Source organism: Nodosilinea sp. FACHB-131 (assembly GCF_014695395.1).
Lineage (GTDB): Bacteria > Cyanobacteriota > Cyanobacteriia > Phormidesmidales > Phormidesmidaceae > Nodosilinea.
Genome location: NZ_JACJOF010000012.1, coordinates 1 through 22,452 on the forward strand (window position 1 = coordinate 1; position 22,452 = coordinate 22,452).

Annotated in this window: 24 protein-coding genes; 9 read left to right on the forward strand and 15 right to left on the reverse strand. The window is 56.8% G+C overall.

Features of this window, described 5'->3' with window-relative positions:
- Positions 1-516: 516 nt before the first annotated feature.
- On the forward strand, positions 517-1,239 hold the full coding sequence (locus tag H6F75_RS07155; RefSeq protein ID WP_190750645.1) for a tetratricopeptide repeat protein: 723 nt from the start codon (positions 517-519) through the stop codon (positions 1,237-1,239).
- Positions 1,240-1,304: 65 nt separating this feature from the next.
- Here the strand turns inward: H6F75_RS07155 and H6F75_RS07160 are convergent, their stop codons facing one another.
- The 4 genes from H6F75_RS07160 to H6F75_RS07175 form a co-directional block, all read right to left on the reverse strand.
- Positions 1,305-1,523 carry a hypothetical protein gene (locus tag H6F75_RS07160; protein ID WP_190750647.1) on the reverse strand — a complete coding sequence of 73 codons (219 nt, stop codon included), beginning with the start codon at positions 1,521-1,523 and terminating at the stop codon, positions 1,305-1,307.
- Between the two features lie 177 nt (positions 1,524-1,700).
- Positions 1,701-2,483, reverse strand: coding sequence for a twin-arginine translocase subunit TatC (gene tatC / locus H6F75_RS07165; protein WP_190750649.1), 783 nt, complete (start codon positions 2,481-2,483; stop codon positions 1,701-1,703).
- 78 nt (positions 2,484-2,561) lie between these two features.
- Positions 2,562-3,485 carry a helix-turn-helix domain-containing protein gene (locus H6F75_RS07170; RefSeq protein ID WP_190750650.1) on the reverse strand — a complete coding sequence of 308 codons (924 nt, stop codon included), beginning with the start codon at positions 3,483-3,485 and terminating at the stop codon, positions 2,562-2,564.
- A 116-nt stretch (positions 3,486-3,601) separates the two neighbouring features.
- A complete protein-coding gene (locus H6F75_RS07175; protein ID WP_190750652.1) occupies positions 3,602-3,871 on the reverse strand; it encodes a YciI family protein in 270 nt (89 codons plus the stop codon).
- A gap of 487 nt (positions 3,872-4,358) precedes the next feature.
- On the opposite strand from H6F75_RS07175, the gene H6F75_RS07180 reads away from it, so the two are divergent.
- The 4 genes from H6F75_RS07180 to H6F75_RS07195 all read left to right on the forward strand — a co-directional run bounded on the left by H6F75_RS07180 (position 4,359) and on the right by H6F75_RS07195 (position 7,461).
- The gene (locus H6F75_RS07180; protein ID WP_190750654.1) at positions 4,359-4,673 is read left to right on the forward strand and encodes a Mo-dependent nitrogenase C-terminal domain-containing protein; all 315 of its coding nucleotides are present in this window, start codon (positions 4,359-4,361) and stop codon (positions 4,671-4,673) included.
- A 206-nt stretch (positions 4,674-4,879) separates the two neighbouring features.
- Complete coding sequence (tadA, locus tag H6F75_RS07185) at positions 4,880-5,437, forward strand: tRNA adenosine(34) deaminase TadA (RefSeq protein WP_190750656.1); 558 nt, start codon at positions 4,880-4,882, stop codon at positions 5,435-5,437.
- Between the two features lie 172 nt (positions 5,438-5,609).
- Positions 5,610-6,374 (forward strand): 1-acyl-sn-glycerol-3-phosphate acyltransferase, encoded by a 765-nt coding sequence (locus tag H6F75_RS07190; RefSeq protein WP_190750658.1) that lies wholly within the window; start codon positions 5,610-5,612, stop codon positions 6,372-6,374.
- A gap of 163 nt (positions 6,375-6,537) precedes the next feature.
- Complete coding sequence (locus H6F75_RS07195; RefSeq protein WP_190751058.1) at positions 6,538-7,461, forward strand: L-lactate dehydrogenase; 924 nt, start codon at positions 6,538-6,540, stop codon at positions 7,459-7,461.
- A 5-nt stretch (positions 7,462-7,466) separates the two neighbouring features.
- Here H6F75_RS07195 and H6F75_RS07200 read toward each other — a convergent pair whose 3' ends face one another.
- The 3 genes from H6F75_RS07200 to H6F75_RS07210 form a co-directional block, all read right to left on the reverse strand.
- The gene (locus H6F75_RS07200) at positions 7,467-7,748 is read right to left on the reverse strand and encodes a TMEM165/GDT1 family protein (RefSeq protein ID WP_073606723.1); all 282 of its coding nucleotides are present in this window, start codon (positions 7,746-7,748) and stop codon (positions 7,467-7,469) included.
- Between the two features lie 108 nt (positions 7,749-7,856).
- Positions 7,857-8,207 (reverse strand): TMEM165/GDT1 family protein, encoded by a 351-nt coding sequence (locus tag H6F75_RS07205; protein WP_347710620.1) that lies wholly within the window; start codon positions 8,205-8,207, stop codon positions 7,857-7,859.
- Between the two features lie 204 nt (positions 8,208-8,411).
- Positions 8,412-8,768, reverse strand: a complete 357-nt coding sequence (locus tag H6F75_RS07210) for a YkgJ family cysteine cluster protein (RefSeq protein ID WP_190750661.1) — start codon at positions 8,766-8,768, stop codon at positions 8,412-8,414.
- A 232-nt stretch (positions 8,769-9,000) separates the two neighbouring features.
- On the opposite strand from H6F75_RS07210, the gene H6F75_RS07215 reads away from it, so the two are divergent.
- Positions 9,001-9,132 (forward strand): photosystem II reaction center protein Ycf12, encoded by a 132-nt coding sequence (locus H6F75_RS07215; RefSeq protein ID WP_073606726.1) that lies wholly within the window; start codon positions 9,001-9,003, stop codon positions 9,130-9,132.
- 47 nt (positions 9,133-9,179) lie between these two features.
- On the opposite strand, the gene ispD is transcribed toward H6F75_RS07215, so the two are convergent.
- Positions 9,180-9,872 (reverse strand): 2-C-methyl-D-erythritol 4-phosphate cytidylyltransferase, encoded by a 693-nt coding sequence (gene ispD / locus H6F75_RS07220; protein WP_190751062.1) that lies wholly within the window; start codon positions 9,870-9,872, stop codon positions 9,180-9,182.
- A gap of 147 nt (positions 9,873-10,019) precedes the next feature.
- Here ispD and H6F75_RS07225 point away from each other — a divergent pair, with 147 nt between their 5' ends.
- The 3 genes from H6F75_RS07225 (at position 10,020) to H6F75_RS07235 (ending at position 12,503) form a co-directional block, all read left to right on the forward strand.
- A complete protein-coding gene (locus H6F75_RS07225; RefSeq protein WP_190750663.1) occupies positions 10,020-10,961 on the forward strand; it encodes a glycosyltransferase family 9 protein in 942 nt (313 codons plus the stop codon).
- Between the two features lie 118 nt (positions 10,962-11,079).
- The gene (locus H6F75_RS07230; protein ID WP_190750665.1) at positions 11,080-11,610 is read left to right on the forward strand and encodes a hypothetical protein; all 531 of its coding nucleotides are present in this window, start codon (positions 11,080-11,082) and stop codon (positions 11,608-11,610) included.
- 209 nt (positions 11,611-11,819) lie between these two features.
- Positions 11,820-12,503: a ferritin-like domain-containing protein gene (locus tag H6F75_RS07235; protein WP_190750667.1), complete on the forward strand. Its 684-nt coding sequence runs from the start codon at positions 11,820-11,822 to the stop codon at positions 12,501-12,503.
- A gap of 12 nt (positions 12,504-12,515) precedes the next feature.
- On the opposite strand, the gene glsA is transcribed toward H6F75_RS07235, so the two are convergent.
- The 7 genes from glsA to H6F75_RS07265 form a co-directional block, all read right to left on the reverse strand.
- On the reverse strand, positions 12,516-13,502 hold the full coding sequence (gene glsA / locus H6F75_RS07240) for a glutaminase A (RefSeq protein WP_190750669.1): 987 nt from the start codon (positions 13,500-13,502) through the stop codon (positions 12,516-12,518).
- 136 nt (positions 13,503-13,638) lie between these two features.
- Entirely contained in the window at positions 13,639-14,703 is a 1,065-nt protein-coding gene (locus H6F75_RS07245; RefSeq protein ID WP_190750671.1) for an LOG family protein, read from the reverse strand.
- Positions 14,704-14,938: 235 nt separating this feature from the next.
- Positions 14,939-15,259, reverse strand: a complete 321-nt coding sequence (gene trxA, locus H6F75_RS07250) for a thioredoxin (protein ID WP_190514528.1) — start codon at positions 15,257-15,259, stop codon at positions 14,939-14,941.
- 741 nt (positions 15,260-16,000) lie between these two features.
- The gene (ureC, locus tag H6F75_RS07255; RefSeq protein ID WP_190750673.1) at positions 16,001-17,710 is read right to left on the reverse strand and encodes an urease subunit alpha; all 1,710 of its coding nucleotides are present in this window, start codon (positions 17,708-17,710) and stop codon (positions 16,001-16,003) included.
- 220 nt (positions 17,711-17,930) lie between these two features.
- Positions 17,931-18,887, reverse strand: a complete 957-nt coding sequence (locus tag H6F75_RS07260) for an RNA polymerase sigma factor, RpoD/SigA family (RefSeq protein ID WP_073606734.1) — start codon at positions 18,885-18,887, stop codon at positions 17,931-17,933.
- Positions 18,888-18,983: 96 nt separating this feature from the next.
- Complete coding sequence (locus H6F75_RS28440) at positions 18,984-19,115, reverse strand: hypothetical protein (RefSeq protein ID WP_277874242.1); 132 nt, start codon at positions 19,113-19,115, stop codon at positions 18,984-18,986.
- A gap of 251 nt (positions 19,116-19,366) precedes the next feature.
- Positions 19,367-22,372: an SMC family ATPase gene (locus H6F75_RS07265; RefSeq protein WP_190750675.1), complete on the reverse strand. Its 3,006-nt coding sequence runs from the start codon at positions 22,370-22,372 to the stop codon at positions 19,367-19,369.
- Positions 22,373-22,452: the final 80 nt, after the last annotated feature.

A 22,452-nucleotide genomic window follows, 5' to 3' on the forward strand; every position in this document is an offset into this window, starting at 1 on the left:
GGTGGTTAAAGAGCCGGATTCGCAAACACCTCCCCCATGCCGACGGCTTACGTGCCGCTATTGAAGTCGTGCTCAAGCAAGCCGCGTCCTAACCTAGATGACCACAGCTATAAATACTCAGGCGGTTACAAAGTCATTACCTAACCACAAGAAACTACATGTAGATTTTCGGTATATTCCCTTAGGTTATGACCTTAAACGGAGGTTAAGCCGCCAAAAGGCGGGTTTAACCTCCGTTTTTTTCCGGTTTAGACCCCAGGGGGGAGATGCGACTATAGCAACATCAGGCAGGATTACAGACATAGCGCCAGCGGAGATCTCGTTTGAACGATCAGTGGGCCTTCGCCGCTAGACCTAGCCAGCTCGACAACTGCCACAGGTTCGTCCAGACCCCATCAGCCAAGATGGGACTCTATAAACAGTTCCTGCTTCGGGGGCACGAGCTTAGGGGTTTTAACCTCTGCTCTCCCGCTGAATTGATTTAACGGTTTATGAGCACACGACAGGACTAAAACTATGCACATCTACCGATCACAACAGCCTCTGGTTTGCATGCTGCCCCTTCAACCGCCGGGTCTGCCTCCGGTTGACTCGGCGGCCCAGCCCCCGGCCCACGACTCGGTGACTGGGTCTTACACCACCGACGACGATACCCTCAGCCGACTGGCGGCGGCAGCGGTCAAGCGGCAACAGTATTCCCAGGCGCTGCACCTGCTAGATCAGCTAGTTGAGCGCCATCCCCAGCGGGCGATGTACTACAGCAACCGGGGTCTGGTGCAATTGTGGCTAGGTCAACCTTACGCCGCTCTAGCTGACTGCGATCGCGCCATTCGGCTCAACCCCGACCTCGATCAGGCCTACAACAACCGGGCCATGTGCCATGCGGCCCTGGGTGACCTGCCCGCCGCTCTCGACGATTACGAACAGGCCGTTGATCTCAACCCTTTCAACGGTCGCGCCCGCATCAATATGGGCGCTACCCTGCGGCAGATGGGTGCCCTCGATCGCGCTCTAGACTGCTTTGACGAAGCGCTGATGTTTCATCAGCTGCCCGAGTTTATCTATGCTGAGCGGGGCCGTACCTACCACCTGCGCGGCGACTGGAACTGTGCGATCGCCGACTACCGCCGTACCTTGACAGCAGCGGCAGCCCGGCAGTCGAGCGATCAGCTTCAGGCCCTAACGCAGCGGGTCAAGCGCTGGGTAGAAGAGCTCTTGCCCCAGCAGAACTGGGCATAGTCACAGCGCCTTGCACCCAATCTTGTCCCGGAGACGAGTTCAGCGCCAATTCAGCGTGCATCTAATTAATCAATTGAAATGCTTTGGGGACCGCCATTGCGATCGCTGCCTCCCCATCCACCACTATCTCCGCCTGTAGGTGTGATCCCTTGGTTCTGCAGCCAGCTTTTGACAGGGTCGTCCGATAGACTAAGCCGCAGCAGCCCCGAGGTTAGCCCACCCAAAAACGCCACAGGGTGAGCGGTCAGCTCTTGCACAAAGGGAGTAAGCTCGTCTAAAAACATTGAGTCAGTCCGTAGCGACGGCTTGATCCTAACCTGAAAGCCTGCGGAAAAGGTATCGGTTAAAAGCTAGAGCTTAGACTTTGGTTGACTAAAACGGCTTGAGGACCAAAACTGTTGGCCCCTGAGGGCTGGCCACCGCCCCTAAACCCTAAACCTTTTACCCCTGCAATCCCAACGCTATCGCCCGATCGCCTTCACCAGACCAATGCCGCCAAAGTAGAGAAACAGCACTGCTCCCGCCAGCAGGCTTTGGGTGACTGGGTCAGTAGAAGGGGTGAGCACTGCCCCCAGCACCGCCGCCCCCAGCAGGACGTAGCGCCAGCCCTTGAGCATTTGGTCAGAGTTAACGATGCCTAGCAGCCCCAGCAGCATTTGTAGAATCGGAATCTGAAAAGCTAACCCAGTGCTAAACAGCAGCAGCAGCACAAACTCAAAGTAGCGATCGATCGACCACAACTGCTCAACCACATCGGCTCCGTAGCTGATAAAAAAGTTCAGCGCCGCCGGAATCAGCGCCACGTAGGCAAACAGCAGCCCGGCAAAAAACAGCACGCTCGACCCCAACACCAGCGGCCCTACCAGTCGCCGCTCCCGTCGAGTTAACCCCGGCAGCACAAACAACACTACCTGATAGAGAATAAATGGGCTGGCGGCTACCAACCCGCTGTAACCCGCCACCTTAAAGGAGACAAAAAAGTACTCCCCTGGCGACAGCTGCAAAAACTTTACCCCCTGGGCTGGCACCTCCAGTAGGCTGACAATGGGCCTCACCTGCCAGAAGCAGACCACAATGGCTAGCACCACGGCAATTAGGCTGTAAAAAATGCGCTGCCGCAGTTCTTCCAGGTGATCAAACAGCGACATCTCGACATCGTAGGGCACTTCGTCGAGGTCAGCGGTGTCACCATTAAGAATAGCCGTCTCGGTGGTGGCGCTCTCAAGCTCGGTGGGCGGTGTCATAGGTTGGGCAGGTGAGCAGTAGGACGATCGCTTCTATTGTAAGCCCATGATTTCGCTAGCTTGGGATAATGGCCCAGCCTAAGGCGACTCAACGCTCTCTACTCCCGAATCAGGGGTTACGGTGAGAGTTCTAACTACTCCAGAAGCACCCATGACGACAGCGCGATCGCCATTGACTGACAGCTCTACCCCCCCCGCGTTACCCGTCCTCAAGGTCAGGCTGGTTTCGGCCGTCCAGGTCTCTTCAAAGCCCTTCTCGGCAACGCCTTCGTAAACGTTCTCACCGTCGGCTACCACGCTGAGCCAGGAGCGATCGCTCAGGTTCGCGCTGACTACCACCGGTGCTTCCAGGGGAGCATTGGATTCAGCTTCGGCCTCTAGCGGTTCCTCTGTTGGGGTCGTAGTCTCCGCTGGTGCCGGAGTTGCGGCGCCAGTACTGGCGGTCTCAGAGGTTGTTTCCGCCCCTGAATTGTCGTTATTGGCTTGAGATGGCGCGTTGCTGCGCCCAAACAGCCCCCAGGCTCCCAACCCCAAAACTGCCGCCAGAGCAGCTAGGCTCAGCACTAGCGGCAGCGACGACCGGCCCGCCGGGTCAGGCGCTGTCGAGGGGATGCGATCGCTCGTCTGAGGGCTAGGGCTAGGAGGCTTCGGTGCCGCAGTGCCGTTCGTGTGGGGTTTCGGTGCGGCAGTGCCGTTCGTGTCGGCCTGTTGGATCAGCTCTGGGGTCGGTAGCACATTCACCGGCGTGACTCGAAACTCTTGGGCAATGGTTTGACCATCAAGGCCCAAGGCTTCGGCATAGCGACGAATGAATCCTTGAATAAACACTGGCTCGGGTAGCTCAGCATCATGCCCCGATTCCAATGCCTTCAATAGAGCTGGGCGGATAAAAATTTGGTTGGCTAGCATGTCGATGGCCAGCCCTTGCTCCTGACGCACCTGGCGTAGGTACGCCCCGATACTTTGGAGCTGCTCGATTTGGGTAGGAGCTAACTTAGCCACGGCACCTCACTGAAGACATTATGGGGAACTATGCCCTGGTCGATGAACCCGAACGAGGTCATTTTAATGGGAAATGACCGCCAGTGTAGCCAAGACTATTGAAAACCCTGGCACGCCTAAAACACCTGGTTCCAGGCATAGACCTCATACTCTGTCCAAACGCCGTTTTTCCAGTAGGGGTCGTCCTCCACCAACTGCCGCACAGCAGCCTCGCTTTCAGCCTCGTAAATGCCGAACACTTTGCTGTTGTCAGTGGTTGGGCCTAGGGCTACCAACAAGCCGTCGTCTTTTTGCTGCTGCAATCCCTGGAGATGCGCCGCTCGAAAGGGAGCCCGCTTTTCAAGCACATCCTCACAATAGCTGCCCCACATCACATATTTGGCCATGACTCAGTGCCTCAAAAGTTCATCGCCGATGGTATCAGATTAGGTAGTGTTCTATACAGAAAAATGAGCTGCATAGAGAGAAGGAACAGACGGTATACCCAGTTGCAAAAGTGTCATGGCATTCACGCAAAAATCACCTTTACCCGAAATAATTAGACACAGGACACTTCAGTAGAACTACTCGATATTAATGCGCCATTTTTGCTCCAAAAACAATCTGTATCTCATATGCCACAAGCCTTTCCGGAATTGCTGCCGACCCTGTTGAAGTAACTCTTTATCGGAGCTTTAGTGGAAATCCAATGAGCTTTGTTGATACTTTACCTGATGGCTAAGGGAATTCTTTAGCTTAAGCAAAAGGCTCACCAACGTCTAAGTGGGTTCTATGTTCGCTCCATCCAGTATTGAGTTTCCATACCAAGTCCAGACTCAGTGCTCGACCGTTTCTCAGACAGTCTCAATTGTTGGACTTGCGAGAGGTTTAACCATGAATTGCTTTCTATCTTCCCTCCGTCACGGGCTGCACACTGCAGGCCAAGCCCCTCTAGACCTATTTCGTCCGCTACGCCAGTGGGTCAGCCGCCTGCGGGTTGAGACCCCTCGCCGCGCCCGTAAGGTGGCAGAGTTGATCCCCGCCCAGTGCCCCTTTGAGCGCGATATTGTGCTGCTGGGTCGCTCGGTGGCTCACATTCCGCCCCTGTGCAAGCTCAACCCCCTCTACAACGAATTGGTCGAGCTGCGATTTCGGGCCCTTTGTTACCTAGCCGACGAATGCGGCGAAGATATCTCGGCTTATATCTAAACCTTGGAATTGTTGAGGTCACGTCATCTGGCTTGCCATCTAGCCTGAGCTCCAAAGCTACAGACAGTATTGCGTCAAAACATCTCCCCCCCTTTGTCGACCTAGGGCCGACAAAGGGGGTTTACTTTGGGAAAGCAATGCTTGAAGAATGCTCTGATCTACTATGGGTAGGCTAAATCCTGTTGTGGTTGCTTGAGTGACCTCCTATGCCCTACGACCTGTCCTCCCAAAATCTGCCCTTCCAGGAGCTGACTGATGAGGCCGCTCTGCGCCATCACCGCTGGATGCTGCGGGCCCTAGAACTGGCTGAGACCGCCGGAGCTGCGGGGGATGTGCCGGTGGGAGCAGTAGTGGTTGGCCCTGAGGATAAGGTGCTGGCGGAGGTGGGCAATCGGCGAGAGCAAGATCAAGACCCCACTGCCCATGCTGAGGTGCTGGCGTTACGGCAGGCTGCGCGCCAGTTGGGCAACTGGCATCTCAACGACTGCACGCTCTACGTCACCCTTGAGCCCTGCCCGATGTGTGCTGGAGCAATTGTTCTGAGCCGCCTAGGGCTGCTGGTATACGGTACCCACGACCCCAAATCGGGAGCGGTGCGATCGGTGCTAAATCTGCCCGATGGCCCGGCCTCTAACCATCGGCTCAGGGTGGTGACCGGCGTTTTGGCCGAACCTTGCCGTCAACAGCTTCAGCAGTGGTTTCAGCAGCGTCGTCAAGAGCAGCGCCGCCCCCCGCTCACCATGACACCAACTGAACTGTCCTGAGCCGGGTTTGCGTCCTCTGGTGAGGGCTGTAGTGTAAAGCATGTAGACCAGGGTCAGACCCGTTTTGTTTCCGATCGCAGCTCTGTGGTAGCTAGCGACGGGCATACTGGGAAGGCCTAACATCGGCACTATTGGGATTTAGCTGATCATGGCTCCTGTATTACGCCTTCCTATGAAATCCTCTGAGCTTCCTGAATCGTCGGCTGGGTTGGTTAGGGGTGGGGCGATCGCCCCTGCCCAATCGCGCTGCTCACCAGTGCTGACTCCCCTAGCCTATTTTCTGGGCCGCCACCTAGTGGTGCCCGCCTACTTTGGCCCCATCACTATTACGGGGCAGCACTATGTGCCTACAACTGGGCCAGTCATTTTGGCACCTACCCACCGAGCCCGCTGGGACTCGATTTTGCTGCCCTACGCCGCCGGCCGAGCCATTACCGGCCGCGACCTGCGCTTCATGGTCACCGCTGACGAGGTCAAGGGTCTCCAGGGATGGTTTATTCGTCGCTTAGGAGGGTTCGCGGTCAATGTGCGGCGGCCTACGGTAGCCAGCCTGCGCCACGGCATCGAGCTGCTGCTAGAGGGCGAGATGCTGGTGATCTATCCCGAAGGGGGCATTCGTCGAGAGGACAAAATCCACGGCCTCAAGCCCGGTTTGGCTAGATTGGCAGTGCAGGCCGAGGCCGCCAGAACTGGATTGGGTGTACAGGTGCTGCCGGTAGACATTTACTATGGCGCGGCTTATCCAGGCTGGCGTAGTTCGGCTCAAATTCACATTGGCGCTCCACTGTCGGTACAGGCTTACCTCCAGGGTGAGGATTCTCCTGAGGCACTAAAGGCCGGGGCAGCGCAGCTCACCAAAGATCTCAAGGCTCGCTTAGAGAGCCTGGTCAGTGCTCGGCAAAGCAACGCCGCATCGCAACCCTCTATACCGTCTTAACAGCCATTAAATGCCATCGAGGTAAAGGGCTGAGGATAGGACAATCTGACTAGACCGTGGTTTATTAAGGCATTGGCCCGTAAACCAGGAAGTCTTTCCTATGTTTGATAGCCTTTTTACCTCTAATCCGCTGACCGACCTGCAAACCGATCCGCTGCGACCCCTGAAGGGGGTGATTGTGGGAGCCGGCCAGGTGGGGTTGGCCTGCGCCTACGCCATGATGATCCAAAACGTGCTGGATGAAATGGTGCTGGTGGACCTCAACCAGGACAAGCTGATCGGCGAGGTGATGGATCTAGAGCAGGGCATGTCCTTTGTCGAGCCAACGCTAATTAAGGCGGGCACCATGGCCGATGCCGCTGGGGCCGACGTGGTAGTGCTTACCGCTGGGGCAGCCCAAAAAGACGGCGAAACTCGCCTAGATCTGGTGCAAAAAAACGTCGAAATTCTCAAAAAGCTGATCCCCGATATTGTTGCCCACTGCCCTGAGGCCATTTTGCTGGTGGTGTCTAACCCTGTAGACGTGCTCACCTACGCCGCCTGGAAGCTGTCGGGACTGCCCAAGTCTCGGGTATTTGGCTCCGGCACAGTGCTGGACACGGGGCGGTTTCGCTATTTGCTATCGCGTCGCTTGGGCATTGACCCGCGCAGCCTGCATGCCTACATCATTGGCGAACACGGCGACAGCGAGGTGCCGTTTTGGAGCCATGCCAATGTCTGCGGCACCCCCCTCTACTACGACGGTATGGCCGATGGCGATCGCCAGGCCATGGACGAGATCTTTCAGCAGACCAAAAACGCCGCCTACGAAATCATCCGTCGCAAAGGATACACCAACTACGCAGTTGGTCTGGCGGTGACGCAGATTGTGCAGTCGATTGTGCGCGACCAAAACCGGGTGCTGACGGTAAGCTGCGTGGTCGATGAAATCTTTGGCGTTCAGGACCTGTGTCTAAGCATGCCTGCGGTGGTGGGGCGCACTGGGGTGAGCCGGCGGTTGAATATGCTGCTCAGTCCCCATGAGGAGGAGCTGCTGCTGCACTCAGCCCAGACCCTGCGAGGTGTGATTGACCAGATTGAGTTTTAACCCGCTTAATCGTCGCTGGCGGCGGGCCACAGCAGCTTGACAGCCAGCAGGGCAAACCCAACAGCAGCAACGGCTTTGACCAATCGCTCTGGCAAAATTTGGGCGGTGCCTTCTCCCACAATTACCCCCAGCAAGCTGGCCAGCAGCAGGGCGGCGGCGGTGCCCAGGAACACGGCGCGAGGAGACTTTGAGCTGCCTCCGAGGGCGATCGCCGCCAGCTGGCTTTTATCCCCCAGCTCTGAGATGAACACAGCAGTAAAACTGACGGCAAGAAGGTTCCAATCCATGGGGAGGGGAGTGATGGGGTAGGGGTGGATGGGTTAAGGGGGTGAGGGAGATGAGGAGGGTAGGGGAGATGGGATGTGCTTATGGGGCCGCTTTGAGTTGGAGGTGGGCTAGAGGTGGACGATGTCCCAGAGGAGACAGACGGTGATGCCGATGAGCATGGTGCCAGCGGCGGTGTCGAGGGTAGCAGGGGAAACGCGGCGAGCTAGCCACTGCCCCAGCAGTACGCCGATGAGGCTAGTGCTGATCAAGGCGGTGCCAGCACCTAAAAAAACGATCCAAGGTGCCTGAGACTGGGCACTCATGAGCAGCGTAGTCACCTGGGTTTTGTCACCTAGTTCAGCCAAAAAAATAGTGATAAATGTAGAGCCAAAAACCCGCCAAAAGGCCGCTCGACTCAAGGTGGAAGGCTTGGCTTCGACGGCGGTAGCAGAGGGGGGGAGAGAGCTAGAAATAGACACAATAGGGTAAAAGGCAGGTTAACTGAGCGGTCACAAGGTTGGGCACAGAGCAACGCCGAGACCGTTGAGTACTGCCTGAGATTTCATAATGCTTTCATTATCTGCAAGAGTCAGCGAAACCGCAACCCCAGCCCCCTTACCTTGCCCTCCTCCGTCATCTTTCTCACTCCCCTATCTTCCTCACCTTCCTCAACCCCTACCCAATCACTCCTCTATCCCCACCGCTTGAGTGAACCGCTCCATTTCTGGGCTAGCTTCGCCGTAGATGTCGGCAATATGCTCCTGGCAGCAGTCAATGGCAAAGTCGTCGAGCTCGTGGGCCTCAATGCCAAACATGTTTTCGAAGGTGCTAAAGGTAACGCGGCAGAAGCTCGGTCGGTCGGAGTAGATGGTGCAGAGGCGATCGCCCGCATCATAGTGAATGCACCAGCCGTCTTCGCCCACCATGCTCAAGTACAGCGCCAGCTGGTCAGGTTTGAGATAGGAGTCGAGGTCGGGGCGTTCGTCGGGGGCCAAGAAGCAGCAGGCCCCACAGGATTTTACACATTGCCAGGTGGCCATTGACTGTCCTTTGGCCGTCTCAGGCCTAGCGTTAGAGAGGCAAGCGGTGCTGCCTTAGAATTTTGTTAAGTTATCTAAAATAGGGGCGGCGTTAGCAGGTAAAATAAGCTCCGATAAGCAAGCTTTACGCCAAGCCCAGAGCGGGGTCTGTAGCTTTTCTACGGGCAAAACTCCACTTCTGGGATTGTAATGAAGTTTATATCAGTCCAGTCGCCTTGTGTTGGGAGGTCTCATGAGCTTTCTGAGTGGTTTTTTGAGCAATATTAATTTCGAGCTCATTGCCCAGCTGACCATGCTTGCCATGATTGTCATCGCTGGCCCAGTGATTGTGTTTCTGCTGTTTTTGCGCGGCGGCGACCTCTAGAACCAAAAACCTGGGATCTAGAAGCAGCGCTTGGGGAGGCCTCTTGGCTAACTCAGGCGCTGTTTTAGTATGAATTCTGCGATTGCCAAATCCATTGGCGTCGTCACCTTGAGGTTGGTCTCTTCGCCGGGCACCACCTGCACCGACAGATTACACTTTTCGAACAGAGCGGCATCGTCGGTGACACTCCAGCCTTGCTCAATGCCCTGCTGATGGCACTGCTTCAGCAAAGCCACATCAAAGCCCTGGGGGGTTTGAGCGGCCCATAGCTGCTGGCGATCGGGAGTGGTCTCAACTCGCTGGTTGGCATCTACAACTTTGATCGTGTCTTTGACGGGCACCGCCGCCACGAGTCCGGGACAAGTGTCTAGGGCGGCAGCGCAGCGATCAAACAGGTCTGGAGTAGCTAGGCAGCGGGCTCCGTCGTGAATTAGCACGTGGGTGGCTTGGGCGGGCAGCGATTGCAGCCCGTTGTAGACCGACTCCTGGCGAGTCGTGCCGCCATCGATGAAGGCCACGGGTTTAGACAGGTGGAGCGACTTGGCAATGGTTTCTAGGGTAGGGCGATCGCCCGCCTGGCAAATTACCCCGATCCAAACCACAGCCTTGGCCTGAGCGGCGGCCTTTAGCGTCCAGGCGATAATCGGCTGACCGAGCAGATCAAGGAGCACTTTGTTGCGATCGGCCCCCATGCGACGACCGCTGCCGGCGGCGGGGATGAGCACGTGAACGGGGGATATAGACACAGGGCAAAACCATAACGGGCTGGGCAAATCGGGGAGTTTTTATCCCCTAGGGTGAAATTTAATTCATTTTGTAGGCCACATATCCCCTAAACCTTGGCCAGGTTCCACTACAATACTTGCGAACAGGCATGGACGTAACATATGCGGGTACTGGCTCTTGTTCCAGGAGAAACGGAGACGCAGCTGAGCTTCTTTCCGGTCATCAATCAGATCAAGGATAGCTTCGAAAATGCTGAGGTATCAGTAGTTGCGGCCCCTAGCGCTACGGCTATTTATCAGCTCTCTAAGGGGGTTGACGAAGTTGTGCCCTACAACTTTGAGGCCAGCAACAGCCCTGCCGACTGGGCCAACCTGTTGGGGATTGTGCGCGATCGCGAGTTCGATGTGGCCCTGACCCTAACCGACTCCTGGTCCATTGCCCTGCTGTTGTGGCTGAGTGGTGTGCCCACCCGCCTGGGTTACGGCGGGTCTGCCAACGATCTGCTGATGACGGCAACGGTGCCCCGCTCTGCTGAGGCCGCCCACTACGGCGATCTGCTCAAGCTGATCAACGTCACCGGTACTCCGCCTGCCCTCTCTGTGAATGTGCCCCGCAAAGATTTGACTGCCGTAGACAATCTGCGTCAGAGCAACGGGCTGACGAATGGCTATGTGCTGGTGTACCCCGGTGCCACCGCCAGCGACACCACCTACCCCACCGAAAGCTGGATCGCCATTCTCAAAGATTTTCAGCAGCGCCAGCCCGACCTGCCCCTGGCCCTACTACAAACCGACGATGCGGCTCCCCAGACAGGGGCGATCGCCAGCGCCCTGCCCAATCTTAAGGTTTTGCGACCTGAAACCCCAGGACAGACGGCAGCATTAATTGCGGCCGCTAACCTGTTAGTAGCGGTAGAGGGATATCCCCTAGCGCTGGCGATCGCCCTCAACGTCTACACCCTGGGGCTGTTCTCTGGCAATAGCAGAGTCCAGGCCATCACCGCAGGCGAAGATCGCTTGGTTGCCTTAACCTCCTCCACCGGTACCCTGGCCGACATTACCCCCGACCAGGTGCTTAAAAAAATTTGGAGCGAGGGGGCTTGATGGCCAAGCTTGGTCTGGGGTTAACCCTGCCATAGCTACCCCATAGACTCCACACCTACCCTGTCAGCAGAGGGCCGTCATTACCCCAACCGTGCCCAGCTATTGGAGAGTTATACCTATGGATACGATCAAAGAGCAGGCCAATACTGTTAGCCAGCTATTATTTTCCGCCGACACGGGCGACATCTACAAGAAAGCCCTTGCCCGCACCTGGGATATTTTGCGCGAAGTGGGCCTGCTGCTGTGGCTAGTTGTTTGCCTAGCCTTTGTGGGGGCCGAATGGTTTTACCGCACTGCGGTTGGCCTAGGGCGCAGCACCCGCGCCTGGTACATCGGTCTCAGTGAAAAAGACCCCACCGATGCCCAATCGATGACCTCTACTGGTCAGGCGCTGCTCGACACCGTGCAGTCAAGCACGGCTTATCTGCTAGCTCAGGCCCGTCAGCAGCTAGGCATTCCAGAACCGGAGCCGCAGCCCTCCATTTCGCCGATTCCTGCCCCACCAGTAACACCTCCATTTCCCACCCCCGTTGAGCCTCCGACTCCCAGTGGTCCGCCGGCCCCAGCTGAGCCCACAATTCCTGATGAACCCCTGTCTCCAGTGGCGACCGTGAGCGCCGGCCTTGAAGAGGACGATGATTTGGCTTAGAGAATAGATTCGTTAGGCCGTTAGCCTCCACTGGCCTGGTGAAGTCAATCGTGGTTATTGTCCTCTGAAATTTGTTCTCAACAACGTATAAAGCCGCAGTGACCTGGGTTACTGCGGCTTTATACGTTGAACGGGTAGGCCAGGCGGCACAAACAGTTAGAAATTTCTACAATAGCCAACAGGATCCGTGCCCTCAACTTCTCTTAGCCATGCTCCAGCACTATCTATTCATTGGTTTTAGCGCCATTTACTATAGCCAGAGCACCGCCAACCCCCAGCGGCGACCCCACCTGTTTGCCTCCCTAGCGCTGCAAGAGGCTGAAGGCAGTCGCACCGTCGCCCATATTCGCTCTGCTAAAGCAGCCGAGATTCCTTCCTGGCTTGATGAGCAGATGCAGCGCCACGTCAGCGACGAGGTGCGTCACGCTCAGATCTTTACTAAAGCCGTTGAACGCGAGGGCTACTTTATCGACTTAGACAGCGAGGCTGCTCAGCAGTCGCTCTCTAGCGTGGGCGAGTCCTCCATGCGGCGCTATCACCAGGTCGATGATTTAGCAGCGGCCCCCTTACCTCACCTACTGGCCAGCGTGCTGCTAGCCGAAGAGCTGGGGGTAAGGGGCTTTCGCTGCATTCTCAAGGCTCTACCTGACCATCTCACCGCCACTCGGGCCGCGCTTGAGTCAGTGCTGCACGACGAAGAGCGTCACGTGCGCTATCTCACCGATGCCCTGCGCTACTTCCGCGCCACCTCAGTGGTTGAGGCCTACCGCCGCGACATCGAAGGCAAGATGTTCAAGGATCTAGGCAAAGTGGTGGAATTTGTCACTAAGCCCGCTGCAGAACGGCCCAGTCTAGTTCAGCCTGGCCAAAAGCCAGAGCTGTCCCTAGTGTGAGCAAGCGGGGGGCTAAGCATCTACGGCCATGATATCTAGGGGTTGAACAGCCTGGGAAAAGCGGCAGTGGCCAAGGGATAGATCAAACAAATGAAACCCGTATTCTTGCGATAGGGCCTCAAATACTTTGAGCCCGCGCACGCTGTTGCCGCGACTGTCGAGGGGCGGCGAAAACACGGCGATGCCGGCCTGATTTGGCACGACGGCGAGAATACCGCCTGAGACTCCACTCTTGGCCGGAATACCGACTCGAAAGGCCCATTCTCCAGCAAAGTTATACATGCCGCAGGTGTACATAACGCTGAGAATATCGCGCACATGCTCCGCTCCCACGGCTCGCTGCCCGGTGACGGGGTTGATGCCCTGGTTAGCTAGGGTTGCGGCCATCACTGCCAGGTCATGGGCTGTAACCAGCACCGCACACTGTTGAAAGTACAGGTCGAGCGCTTCATCGATCGGCTGGTCGATCATGCCAAAGTTGAGCATCAGGTGAGCCATGGCCCGATTGCGGTGCCCAGTAGAGCGCTCCGACATGAAGGTAGATACATCGACAAATACCTCGTTGCCAACATAGCGCTGAAACATGGCCAGCAGTCGGTTGAGTCGTTCTGCGGGGTCTTTGCCGGGAATCAGGCCGGTGGTGGCGATCGCCCCCGCATTCACCATCGGGTTATCTGGACGCTTAGAGTCCTCATCTAGCCGGATTAGGGAATTAAACGGATCCCCAGTGGGCTCTACTCCCACTTTTTTGAGCAGTTTTTCACGACCATAGTCCTCTAGGGCCATGGCGTAGACAAACACCTTTGAAATTGATTGAATGGTAAATTTTTGCGTTACATCCCCCACCTCGTAGGCGCGGCCGTCGAGGGTGACAATGCTAATGCCGAACCAGTCGGGGTTGGCCCGCGCCAGCTCAGGAATATAAGACGCCACTCGACCTTCAGAAACTCCCTTAAACTCGTGGTAAAGCTGCTCTAAAAACGCTTGAACCTGGGTCATTGGGGAGTTGGTGGGTAGTGGGTAAGTGAGTAGGCGGGTGCAGGAGTAAAAGATTACAGACGTGAAAACACGTTGGGTTGAGGGAGGGATGACCACCCACCTACCCGTCCACCCACCACCCATCCACCTACATCGCCTACTTCTGCTCGGGGTGCTGGGCTTCAGGGCGATGGTCGCCCAGATCGTTGAGCCGCCAGATCAACTGGTGCAGCCTGCCAAAGTCGCGGTTGTTAAAATGCATCACCAACCGAGGCAACGCGATGGTTTCGTCTTTCTGCTCCTCGGGCAGGGCGGCAGACTTTTCAATTGTTCCCTTAGCTAAAATGTCGCCAAATTCCTGATTGAGCAGGTCGATAGCGCCCTTGGGCAAATCGCTCTTGAGGCGAATGATCAGGCGATCGCTGGTATAGCGACAGGAATGATATACCCGATAAAAACTGCTGATCGCATGGCAGGCGTCATCGACGTTGTCAGTAATGGTGTACAAGCTGGGGTCGTCAGGACTGATTAACCCTCGGCTCAGCAGGTGCTCGCAGATGTAGTTATTCCACCCTTGCCAGTAGTTGCCGCCGGGATGATCGACCATGACGATAGGCATTGGGTCAGCCTTACCAGTCTGAATCAGCGTCAGCGACTCAAAGGCTTCGTCTTGGGTGCCAAACCCTCCCGGAAACAGCACCAGGGCATCACTTTCGCGCAGGAAAAACAGCTTGCGGGTAAAGAAATACTTGAAATTGATCAGCTTAGGGTCGCCCTCCATCACCGGGTTGGCGCCCTGCTCAAAAGGTAGCTGAATATTTAACCCAAAAGATTGCTCTGCGCCAGCCCCAGCGTTACCCGCCTCCATGATGCCGCCCCCGGCGCCGGTCATAACCATAAAGCCCAGCTCGGTTATCTGCTTGGCAAACTTCTCGGCTAGCTGATAATCGGGGCTGATCGCCCCCGTACGAGCTGAGCCAAAGATAGTAATTTTGCGGGTGTGCCGGTAGGGGTAAAAAACCTGAAATCCCTGCTCCATGTCCAGCAGAGCGGAATTCAAAATCTTCCAATCGAGTCGGTCTGCCTCCCGTCCCATCATGCGCAGAATGGTCTCTAGCACCTGGCGAATGATCTTGCCATGCTCTAGGTGAGGCAATTGCTCAAACACCGCGGCCAAATCGGCCTGAACGCTAGAGGGTAAATTTGAGGGAAGCGCAACCATACGCTGTTGGGTCCATAGAGGTAGCACCCCATTCTAGCGACAATTTTGCCCCCTGCCGTGCAAAAACCCTCTAGCGGGGACTATCCAACGCTAGAGGGCTGTGTAAATGTTAATCAGCTAGTGACTAAACCTGCGACGATGTGTCTTTGCGGACGCTTGGTGCAAAGGTTAAAGCGATCGCCTTCGTCACACCGTGTGGCTAATCTTGAGTAGATCTAATCAGAGAAGGGTGGACCTAGAGATACTTTTCAAGGGTGTTTGCCAGGGTGGTTTTGGGTACAGCGCCCACTACCATATCAACCCGCTGCCCCTCTTTGAAGATCATCAGGGTGGGGATACTGCGAATACCGTACTGGCTAGCCACGCTTGGATTCTCGTCGGTATTGACCTTAACGACCTTGATTTGGCCGTCGTATTGCTCAGAAATTTCTTCGACTACCGGAGCCACCATACGGCAAGGGCCACACCAGGGAGCCCAGAAGTCAACCAGTACGGGAACGGTGCTTTCAAGAACTTCTTGCTTAAACGTAGAGTCTGTTACCTGAGCGGCTGCCATGCCTTGTGTTCCTTGCCGTTATTAACCACACGCAATCTTATCATAGCCAATCCCCGGCTTCTTAGGCGAGTGGTCAATATCTATCGAGGGGATGGATGCTAACTCAGCTAAACTAGCCGTATTTCAGCGTTTTCAAGCCGAAGCCCCTTCAAATAAGGAACCGCCCAGACCAATGGCCCGGGCGGAGTGTGGTGTGAGGAGTGAACTGAAACAAAGGTTTCAGTACCATTTTATTGTACTGTGGACAATTGAAAATCTGCCACCGGTCAATGACATTCGCAACAAAATTATGGTAACTGCCAATTATTTCTGCTTTTAGGAACTTGCGTGGTTAGTTCAAGGCCAACTGCTAGGGCATTTTGGGGCGCAACAGACAATCTCGTTATCGTTTAGGGCTGTGTTCTAGCTTTAGCACCAACCGTCAATACCGGTTTTAGACAACACTTTGTCACTTAATGTTTCGGCCCACCCTGCCCGGCTAACTGATGGCTTCAGTAACTCACTGCTAGCTAGCGTTTGCTCTGCCTCAACAACCAGCGTGCGGGCTTCGATTTTGCCGCTATTTTAGCTTGGGTTAGTTAGGCCATTGTAAACGTCTTCCGACAAGTCTTCAGTTAATCACTGGTGTTTCCCAATTGAGCTATTGACTGGCCTTGCTGGTCGACAGCTGCCCAATCATCCAACGAGGTTGATACATCCACCCTGGCCCCATCGTTGGGGATGCGCTTAATTTGCCTAGGGTTAAAACAGAAAGTATCGCTGGGCCATGGGCAAGACATCGGCCGGTTCACAGGTCAGCAACTCGCCATCGGCTCGCACTTCGTAAGTTTCGACGTTGACCTCCATGTGAGGCTGGTAGGCGTTGAGCTTCATATCGGCCTTGCTAAGGCTGCGGCAGTTAGCTACAGCGGCGGTAGATTTGGCGAGACCAATGTGTTCAGGAATGCCCAGATCCATCGCAGCCTGGGAAATAAAGCTGAGGGAGGTAGCGGCGATCGCCCCCCCGAAACTGCCAAACATCGGCCGCATGTGTACCGGCTGCGGCGTCGGGATGCTGGCGTTGGCATCGCCCATCTGCGCCCAGGCAATCAAACCGCCCTTGATCACAATCTCAGGTTTTACCCCAAAAAAGGCGGGCCGCCACAGGCAAATATCAGCCAGCTTACCCGCTTCGATAGAACCTACATGGTTAGCGATGCCGTGGGTAATGGCGGGGTTGATGGTGTATTTGGCCACGTAGCGCTTGGCTCGGTGGTTGTCGTTGCGATCGCTGTCCTCTGCCAGCGGCCCGCGCTGCACCTTCATTTTGTGGGCGGTCTGCCAGGTGCGAATCACCACTTCACCCACCCGACCCATAGCCTGGGAGTCGGAGGCGATCATGCTGAAGGCACCTAGGTCATGGAGGATGTCTTCGGCGGCGATGGTTTCGCGGCGAATGCGCGACTCGGCAAAGGCGATATCTTCGGGAATGCTGGGGCTGAGGTGGTGGCACACCATCAGCATGTCAAGGTGTTCGTCGAGGGTGTTGCGGGTGTAGGGCCGGGTGGGGTTGGTCGATGAGGGCAGCACGTTGGCCTCACCGCACACCTTAATGATGTCCGGCGCGTGGCCGCCGCCAGCCCCTTCGGTGTGGTAGGTGTGAATCACCCGGTTTTTGAAGGCGGCGATGGTGTCTTCGACAAAGCCCGCTTCGTTGAGGGTGTCGGAATGGATCGCCACCTGGACATCGTACTCGTCAGCTACTCCCAGACAGGTGTCGATGGTGGCCGGGGTTGTGCCCCAGTCTTCGTGAAGCTTGAGGCCCATGGCACCCGCTTTCACCTGCTCCACCAACCCCTCTGGCTGAGCGCTGTTGCCCTTGCCCAAAAAGCCCAGGTTCATGGGGAAAGCATCGGCGGCTTGCAGCATGCGCCAAATGTTCCAAGCGCCGGGGGTGCAGGTGGTGGCGTTGGTACCGGTGGCCGGGCCAGTGCCGCCGCCGATCATGGTGGTGATGCCAGAGGCGATCGCAGTGTCGATCTGCTGAGGGCAAATGAAATGAATGTGGCTGTCAATGCCGCCAGCGGTGACAATCATGCCTTCTCCGGCCACTACCTCGGTGCCGGGGCCAATGATGATGTCGACATTGTCTTGAATGTAGGGGTTGCCTGCCTTACCAATTTTGTCGATTTTGCCGTCTCTAATGCCAATGTCGGCTTTGACAATGCCCCACCAGTCCAAAATTAGAGCGTTGGTGATGACCATATCCACCGCGCCCGCGTCGCGCCCGATCGGCGACTGCCCCATGCCGTCACGGATCACCTTGCCGCCGCCAAATTTCACCTCGTCCCCGTAGGTGGTGAAGTCTTGCTCGACCTCAATGATCAGCTCTGTGTCCGCTAAGCGAACGCGATCGCCTACCGTCGGGCCAAAGGTTTCGGCGTAGGCACGGCGGTCCATGCGATAGCTCATGGGGACTCCTCAGTTGGGGCAAATCTAGCTAGAACCACTCTAGAATGCGGGATCTCCCCAGTTTGGTCAATTGGGCTACAGTTGTTAGCCTTGGTCCGCAGGAGCCCCCGCTTTTGAAGCAGCGCTCTGCCCAACGTCAAAAAGATAGCCCGAAGGAAAACTTCCTCGGGCTATGGGTTCAGTGCGATCGCGTTACGACCCTGCAGAAGGCGCAGTTGCTCTAGCTGGCCAAATACTCGCGAATGTCAGACTGGCGCTTGCGCAATTTGGTCAGAGCCTCCCGCTCAATCTGGCGCACTCGCTCACGGCTAATGGAGAGCAGGTCACCGATCTTGGCCAGGGTCATGGTTTTGCCGTCGGACAAACCGAAGCGGAGGGAAAGCACCTCTCGCTGCTGGGGAGTGAGATCACCCATCAGCCGCTCCAAATCCTGGCGTAGTGAGACCTGGGTGGCGAAATCTTCTGGCGAGGGGCCGTCGTCTTCGAGCAGTTCGCCCAGTTCAGTGTCCTGGTTATCGCCCACCTTGAGATCTAGGGAGAGGGGCTGACGAGACTTCTCTAGGTAGTCACGCACCTGCTTGGCGGTCAGGTCGCACTCGATGGCCAGCTCAGCCACCGTGGCTGCTCGGCCGTAGCGCTGAGACAGAGTGCGCTGGGCTTTCTTCAGCTTGTTGAGCTTTTCGGTAATGTGAATGGGCAGGCGAATGGTGCGGCTTTTCTCGGCGATAGCGCGAGTAATCGCCTGGCGAATCCACCAGTAGGCGTAGGTAGAGAACCGGTAGCCCTTGGTGGGGTCAAATTTTTCTACCCCGCGCTGCATACCGATGGTGCCTTCCTGAATCAGGTCGAGCAGATCAACATTGCGCTTGATATATTTCTTAGCTACTGAGACCACGAGACGCAGGTTGGCTTCTACCATCTTGCGCTTGGCCAAGTTGCCGTCGCGCACGATCGCCTTGAGATCAGGTAGAGGCATGTCAACGGCATTGGCCCACTGTTCCAGGGTCAACCCATGGCCGGCTGTCTCTTCTAAAGCATGCCGCTTGGCCTCTAGAGCCGACAGCTTTTGCACCTGCTTACCCAACACGATTTCTTCCTCGTGGGTCAGCAAAGGTACCTTACCGATTTCTTTTAGGTAAGTGCGAACTAGGTCGGTGGAATTTTGCACAGTTCTCATAGCGGCACAGTGAGGAGAGAGCGACGGGGAACGGCAGGGCTCAAAGCCCAGGAAAGCAATAGTTGTCTGGCGCAGAGATGACGGTAAGCCCGTAACCTAACGGCGATCGCGCACTGGCACCGGGATGGGCTCAGACTCTAGAGCCGCTTCCTCAGCCTGACGCTTGAGAATGAGACCGGCAGCAACGGCGGCGATACCAATTTCTAAAAGGGGGCCAACAACGCTCATAGGTAAAAGGTTATTAATGGAATATGTAAACAACTGTAACATTTATGAAGGCAGTCGTGAATGGTCATTAATACTCAGCCCGCCTTGATTCCGCAGGCTCTTACCCTTTAGATTAAAGCGATTGGCTAGGCTGTATTGCATTCCAGAAGACATATTTCTGGGGTAGCCAGAAGGGAAATTCTTAAAATCTAAAAAGAATGTTAATAAAACTCTGAGAAGCTACTCAAAGGTTTACAGGGTTTGGGGCTGTTCTAGGCTGAGAGGGAAAGTTGCGATCCCTGGGGAGTTTTCGCTACATCGATGCGAGTTTGAAAGGCCGCTCGAAAATGGGGAATATGGGTGACGGTAAGAATGCAGGCAAAGTCGGCGGCGATCGCGTTGATGGCGGCAATGAGGCGATCGCACCCCTGCTGATCCTGGGTGCCAAAGCCCTCATCGATAATCAGCAGCTGTAGCGCCAGCCCCGATCGCTGGGCCAGTAGCCGGGCCAGGGCTAGCCGGAGGGCAAAGTTAACCCGAAAGGCCTCCCCACCCGAGTAGGTTTCATACGGGCGGGTGCCCCGGGAGTCGGCAATTAAAATATCTAGCGTGTCGATTACCCCTTGGCCCCGCTTGGTGGCCCGCTGGGTGGCGAACTGCACGTGGAGCTGGTGAGCACTGAGGCGACCCAGCAGGTTGTTGGTTTCGGCCTCTAGCTGGGGCAGCAGGTTTTCGATCATCAGCGCCTGGATGCCGTTGTGGCCAAAGGCCTGGGCCAGTTCTTGGTAGACCCGCTGGCGCTGGCGAACGGCAGCCAGCTCTTGCTGCTTTTGGGCTAGCCCCTGGTGCAGATCGTCGAGGTGCTGGCGGGCCTGACCGAGGGCACCTAGCTGGGCTAGGAGAGCATCGCGCTGTTGCTGACGAGCGGCGATCGCCCGCTCTAACTGTTCTAGAGCATCCGCATCGTAGGCTAGGGCCTGGTGCTGCTCCTCTAGGGTGGCAATCGCCGCGCTCAACTGCTCTAGCTCCTGGCGCTGCTGCCGCTCCTGAGCCTGAAGTCCCTCGATCTGAATCTGTCGCTGGGGCTGCTGCTGGCGGGCTGCTTCTAGCTCCCGGTGGCGCTGGCGCCAGACTTGGGCTGCTAGCAGGGCCTGGCGCACCTGCTGGTGATGGTCAATGCGGTAACTGAGCTGCTCAAGGGCGGCTTGGGCGGCCACTAAGGCCTGGCCTTGAGTGCCAACCTGGAGCTGGGTCAACTCAGTCTCAAGGGCAGTTTGGTCGGCCTCAAGCTGCTGCTGCCGTCGCTCGAGCTGCTGCCGTCGGCGTCGCGCCTGGGCCAGCTCGTGGTGCTTAATCTCAGCCCAGCGCAGCCGATTGACTTGGCCCCGAGTTAGGGCATGGTCGCGATCGTCGTAGGCCAGCTGGGCCAGGGTGTTGTTGATCTGGTGCAGCTCCGTGCGCAGGTCGAGGGCGTACTGGTTCTCGGTGAGGGACTGCTCTAGGCGCTGCTGCTCGGCCTCTAGGGCCTGAAGCCGCTCGTGGACGGTGGCCTGGGAGGCCATCTCCGCTGTGAGCTGGCCCTGCTTCTGGAGCACTGGAGCGTAGGCCTCCAGTTCGGCTTCGACCGCTCGATACTCCTGTCGCAGCACCTGAATTTCGCGCTCTGAAACAGCTAGCTGCTCGCGAATGACCCAAATCTCTTCTTGCAGTTCTTGCTGCTGCTGGCGATGACGACCTTCAACCAGAGCGCGGTGACGGGGCTTGAGGGCGCGATCGCACAGCGGGCAGACGGCCTCCGGTTGAGCCAGCATGCCAAGCTTTTGGCCAATTTGAGCAATTTGGGTTTCGCAGGCGCGCTGATTAGACTGAAGCACCTCCATAAAGCTGCGGCGCTCTAACCCCTTCTCGCGCACTTGCTCCTGGTAGGCTCGGCGCTGCTCCAAATAGCTCAGGGTTTTTGACACCTCCTGGGCGGTAGCTACTAGCTGGGGCGGATTCCCCTGATCCTGCTGGAGCTGCTGGGCGGCGGCGGCGAGTTCTTCTAGCCGGGTTTGAAGCCGGGTTTGGGCCTGCTGTAGCCCGCTCTCTAGCTGTCGTCGTCGCTGCTGCAAGGGTTCGGACTGAAGCTGAAGCGCATCTAGGTGTTTCAGGCGGGCTTTGGCGGTAAGAAACTGCTGGCGGGCCGCATCAACGGCTTCGCTTTGCAGTAGAGCCGCGTCTAAATCGGCGATCTGGGCCTGCAATGCTGCCAGCTGTAGCTGGGTTTGCCCCAGACGTGTGCGGGTCTCGGCCGACTGGGCTTGCCACTCGGCTTCTAAGCTCTGACGCTGCGCCTCTAGCGCCTGGTAGCGTTGGAAGTGCTGGTTGAGCTGGGCATCTTCCGCCTCTAAACCGGCCAGTTTAGCTAGACCGGTCTCAATCTCGGCGGCCTGGGCCAAACGCTGCTCCTGCTGGTGCTGCTCGCGGGTCAGCGCCGCCAGAGACGTTTCAGTTTGGTGCAAAAGAGCCGTCAGGTGCTGCCGCTGCTGCCGCTGCATCTGAAGCTGCTGATCGTAGGCGTAGTGGGCTTGCTCAAGGGTGCGAAGCTGTTGCTGCTGCTGGCGATCGCGCTCCTGAGCCTGATCGATATCGTGCAGCGTCTGCTGAAGCTGAGCCTGGCGCTGTAGCGTCGGTTCGTAGTCGGCTAGGGCAGCGGTGAGTTCGTCGAGCTGAGTTTGACGCAGGGCAGCCTCGGCCTTGGCCTGACGAGCCTGCTCTTTCGCACCCTCAGCCAGGTGGTCGTACTGGTGCAACTTGAGCAGATCGGCCAGAATTTGTTTGCGCTCGCCGGGCCGCTTCAGCATAAAGTCGTCGGCCCCGCCCTGGCGCAGGTAGGCCGAGTTGATAAAAGTGTCGTAGTCGAGCCGCAGGTGGCGACAGATCAGCAGTTGAGTGGCCCGCACCCCGCGCTGGGTCAGCACCCGCCAGCCCTCCTCGGTGTGCACCTGAAACTCTAGACTGGTGCCCTGGCTGCGGTGGCGGCTGCGCATCACCCGGTAGGTGTGGTCACCCTGGTGAAACTGAAACGTTACCTGGGCCTCCATTTCGCCCTGGTGAATAATGTCGTCATCGGCCGCTACGCGGCTCTGGCCCCAGAGGGCCCAGGCGATCGCCTCTAGCAGCGACGACTTGCCCGCGCCGTTGGGCCCCGCCACGCAAACTACGTGCAGCCCGTTGAAGTCTAGGCTGGCATTGCGATAGCTGAGAAAATTTTTGAGGGCAATGTGCTTGGGAATCATGGGTACATTAGCACCATCATTCTCAGCCTACAGTACAGGAGAACCTTGAGTACACCCGTATCTTGAAAAGCCCCTAGTTT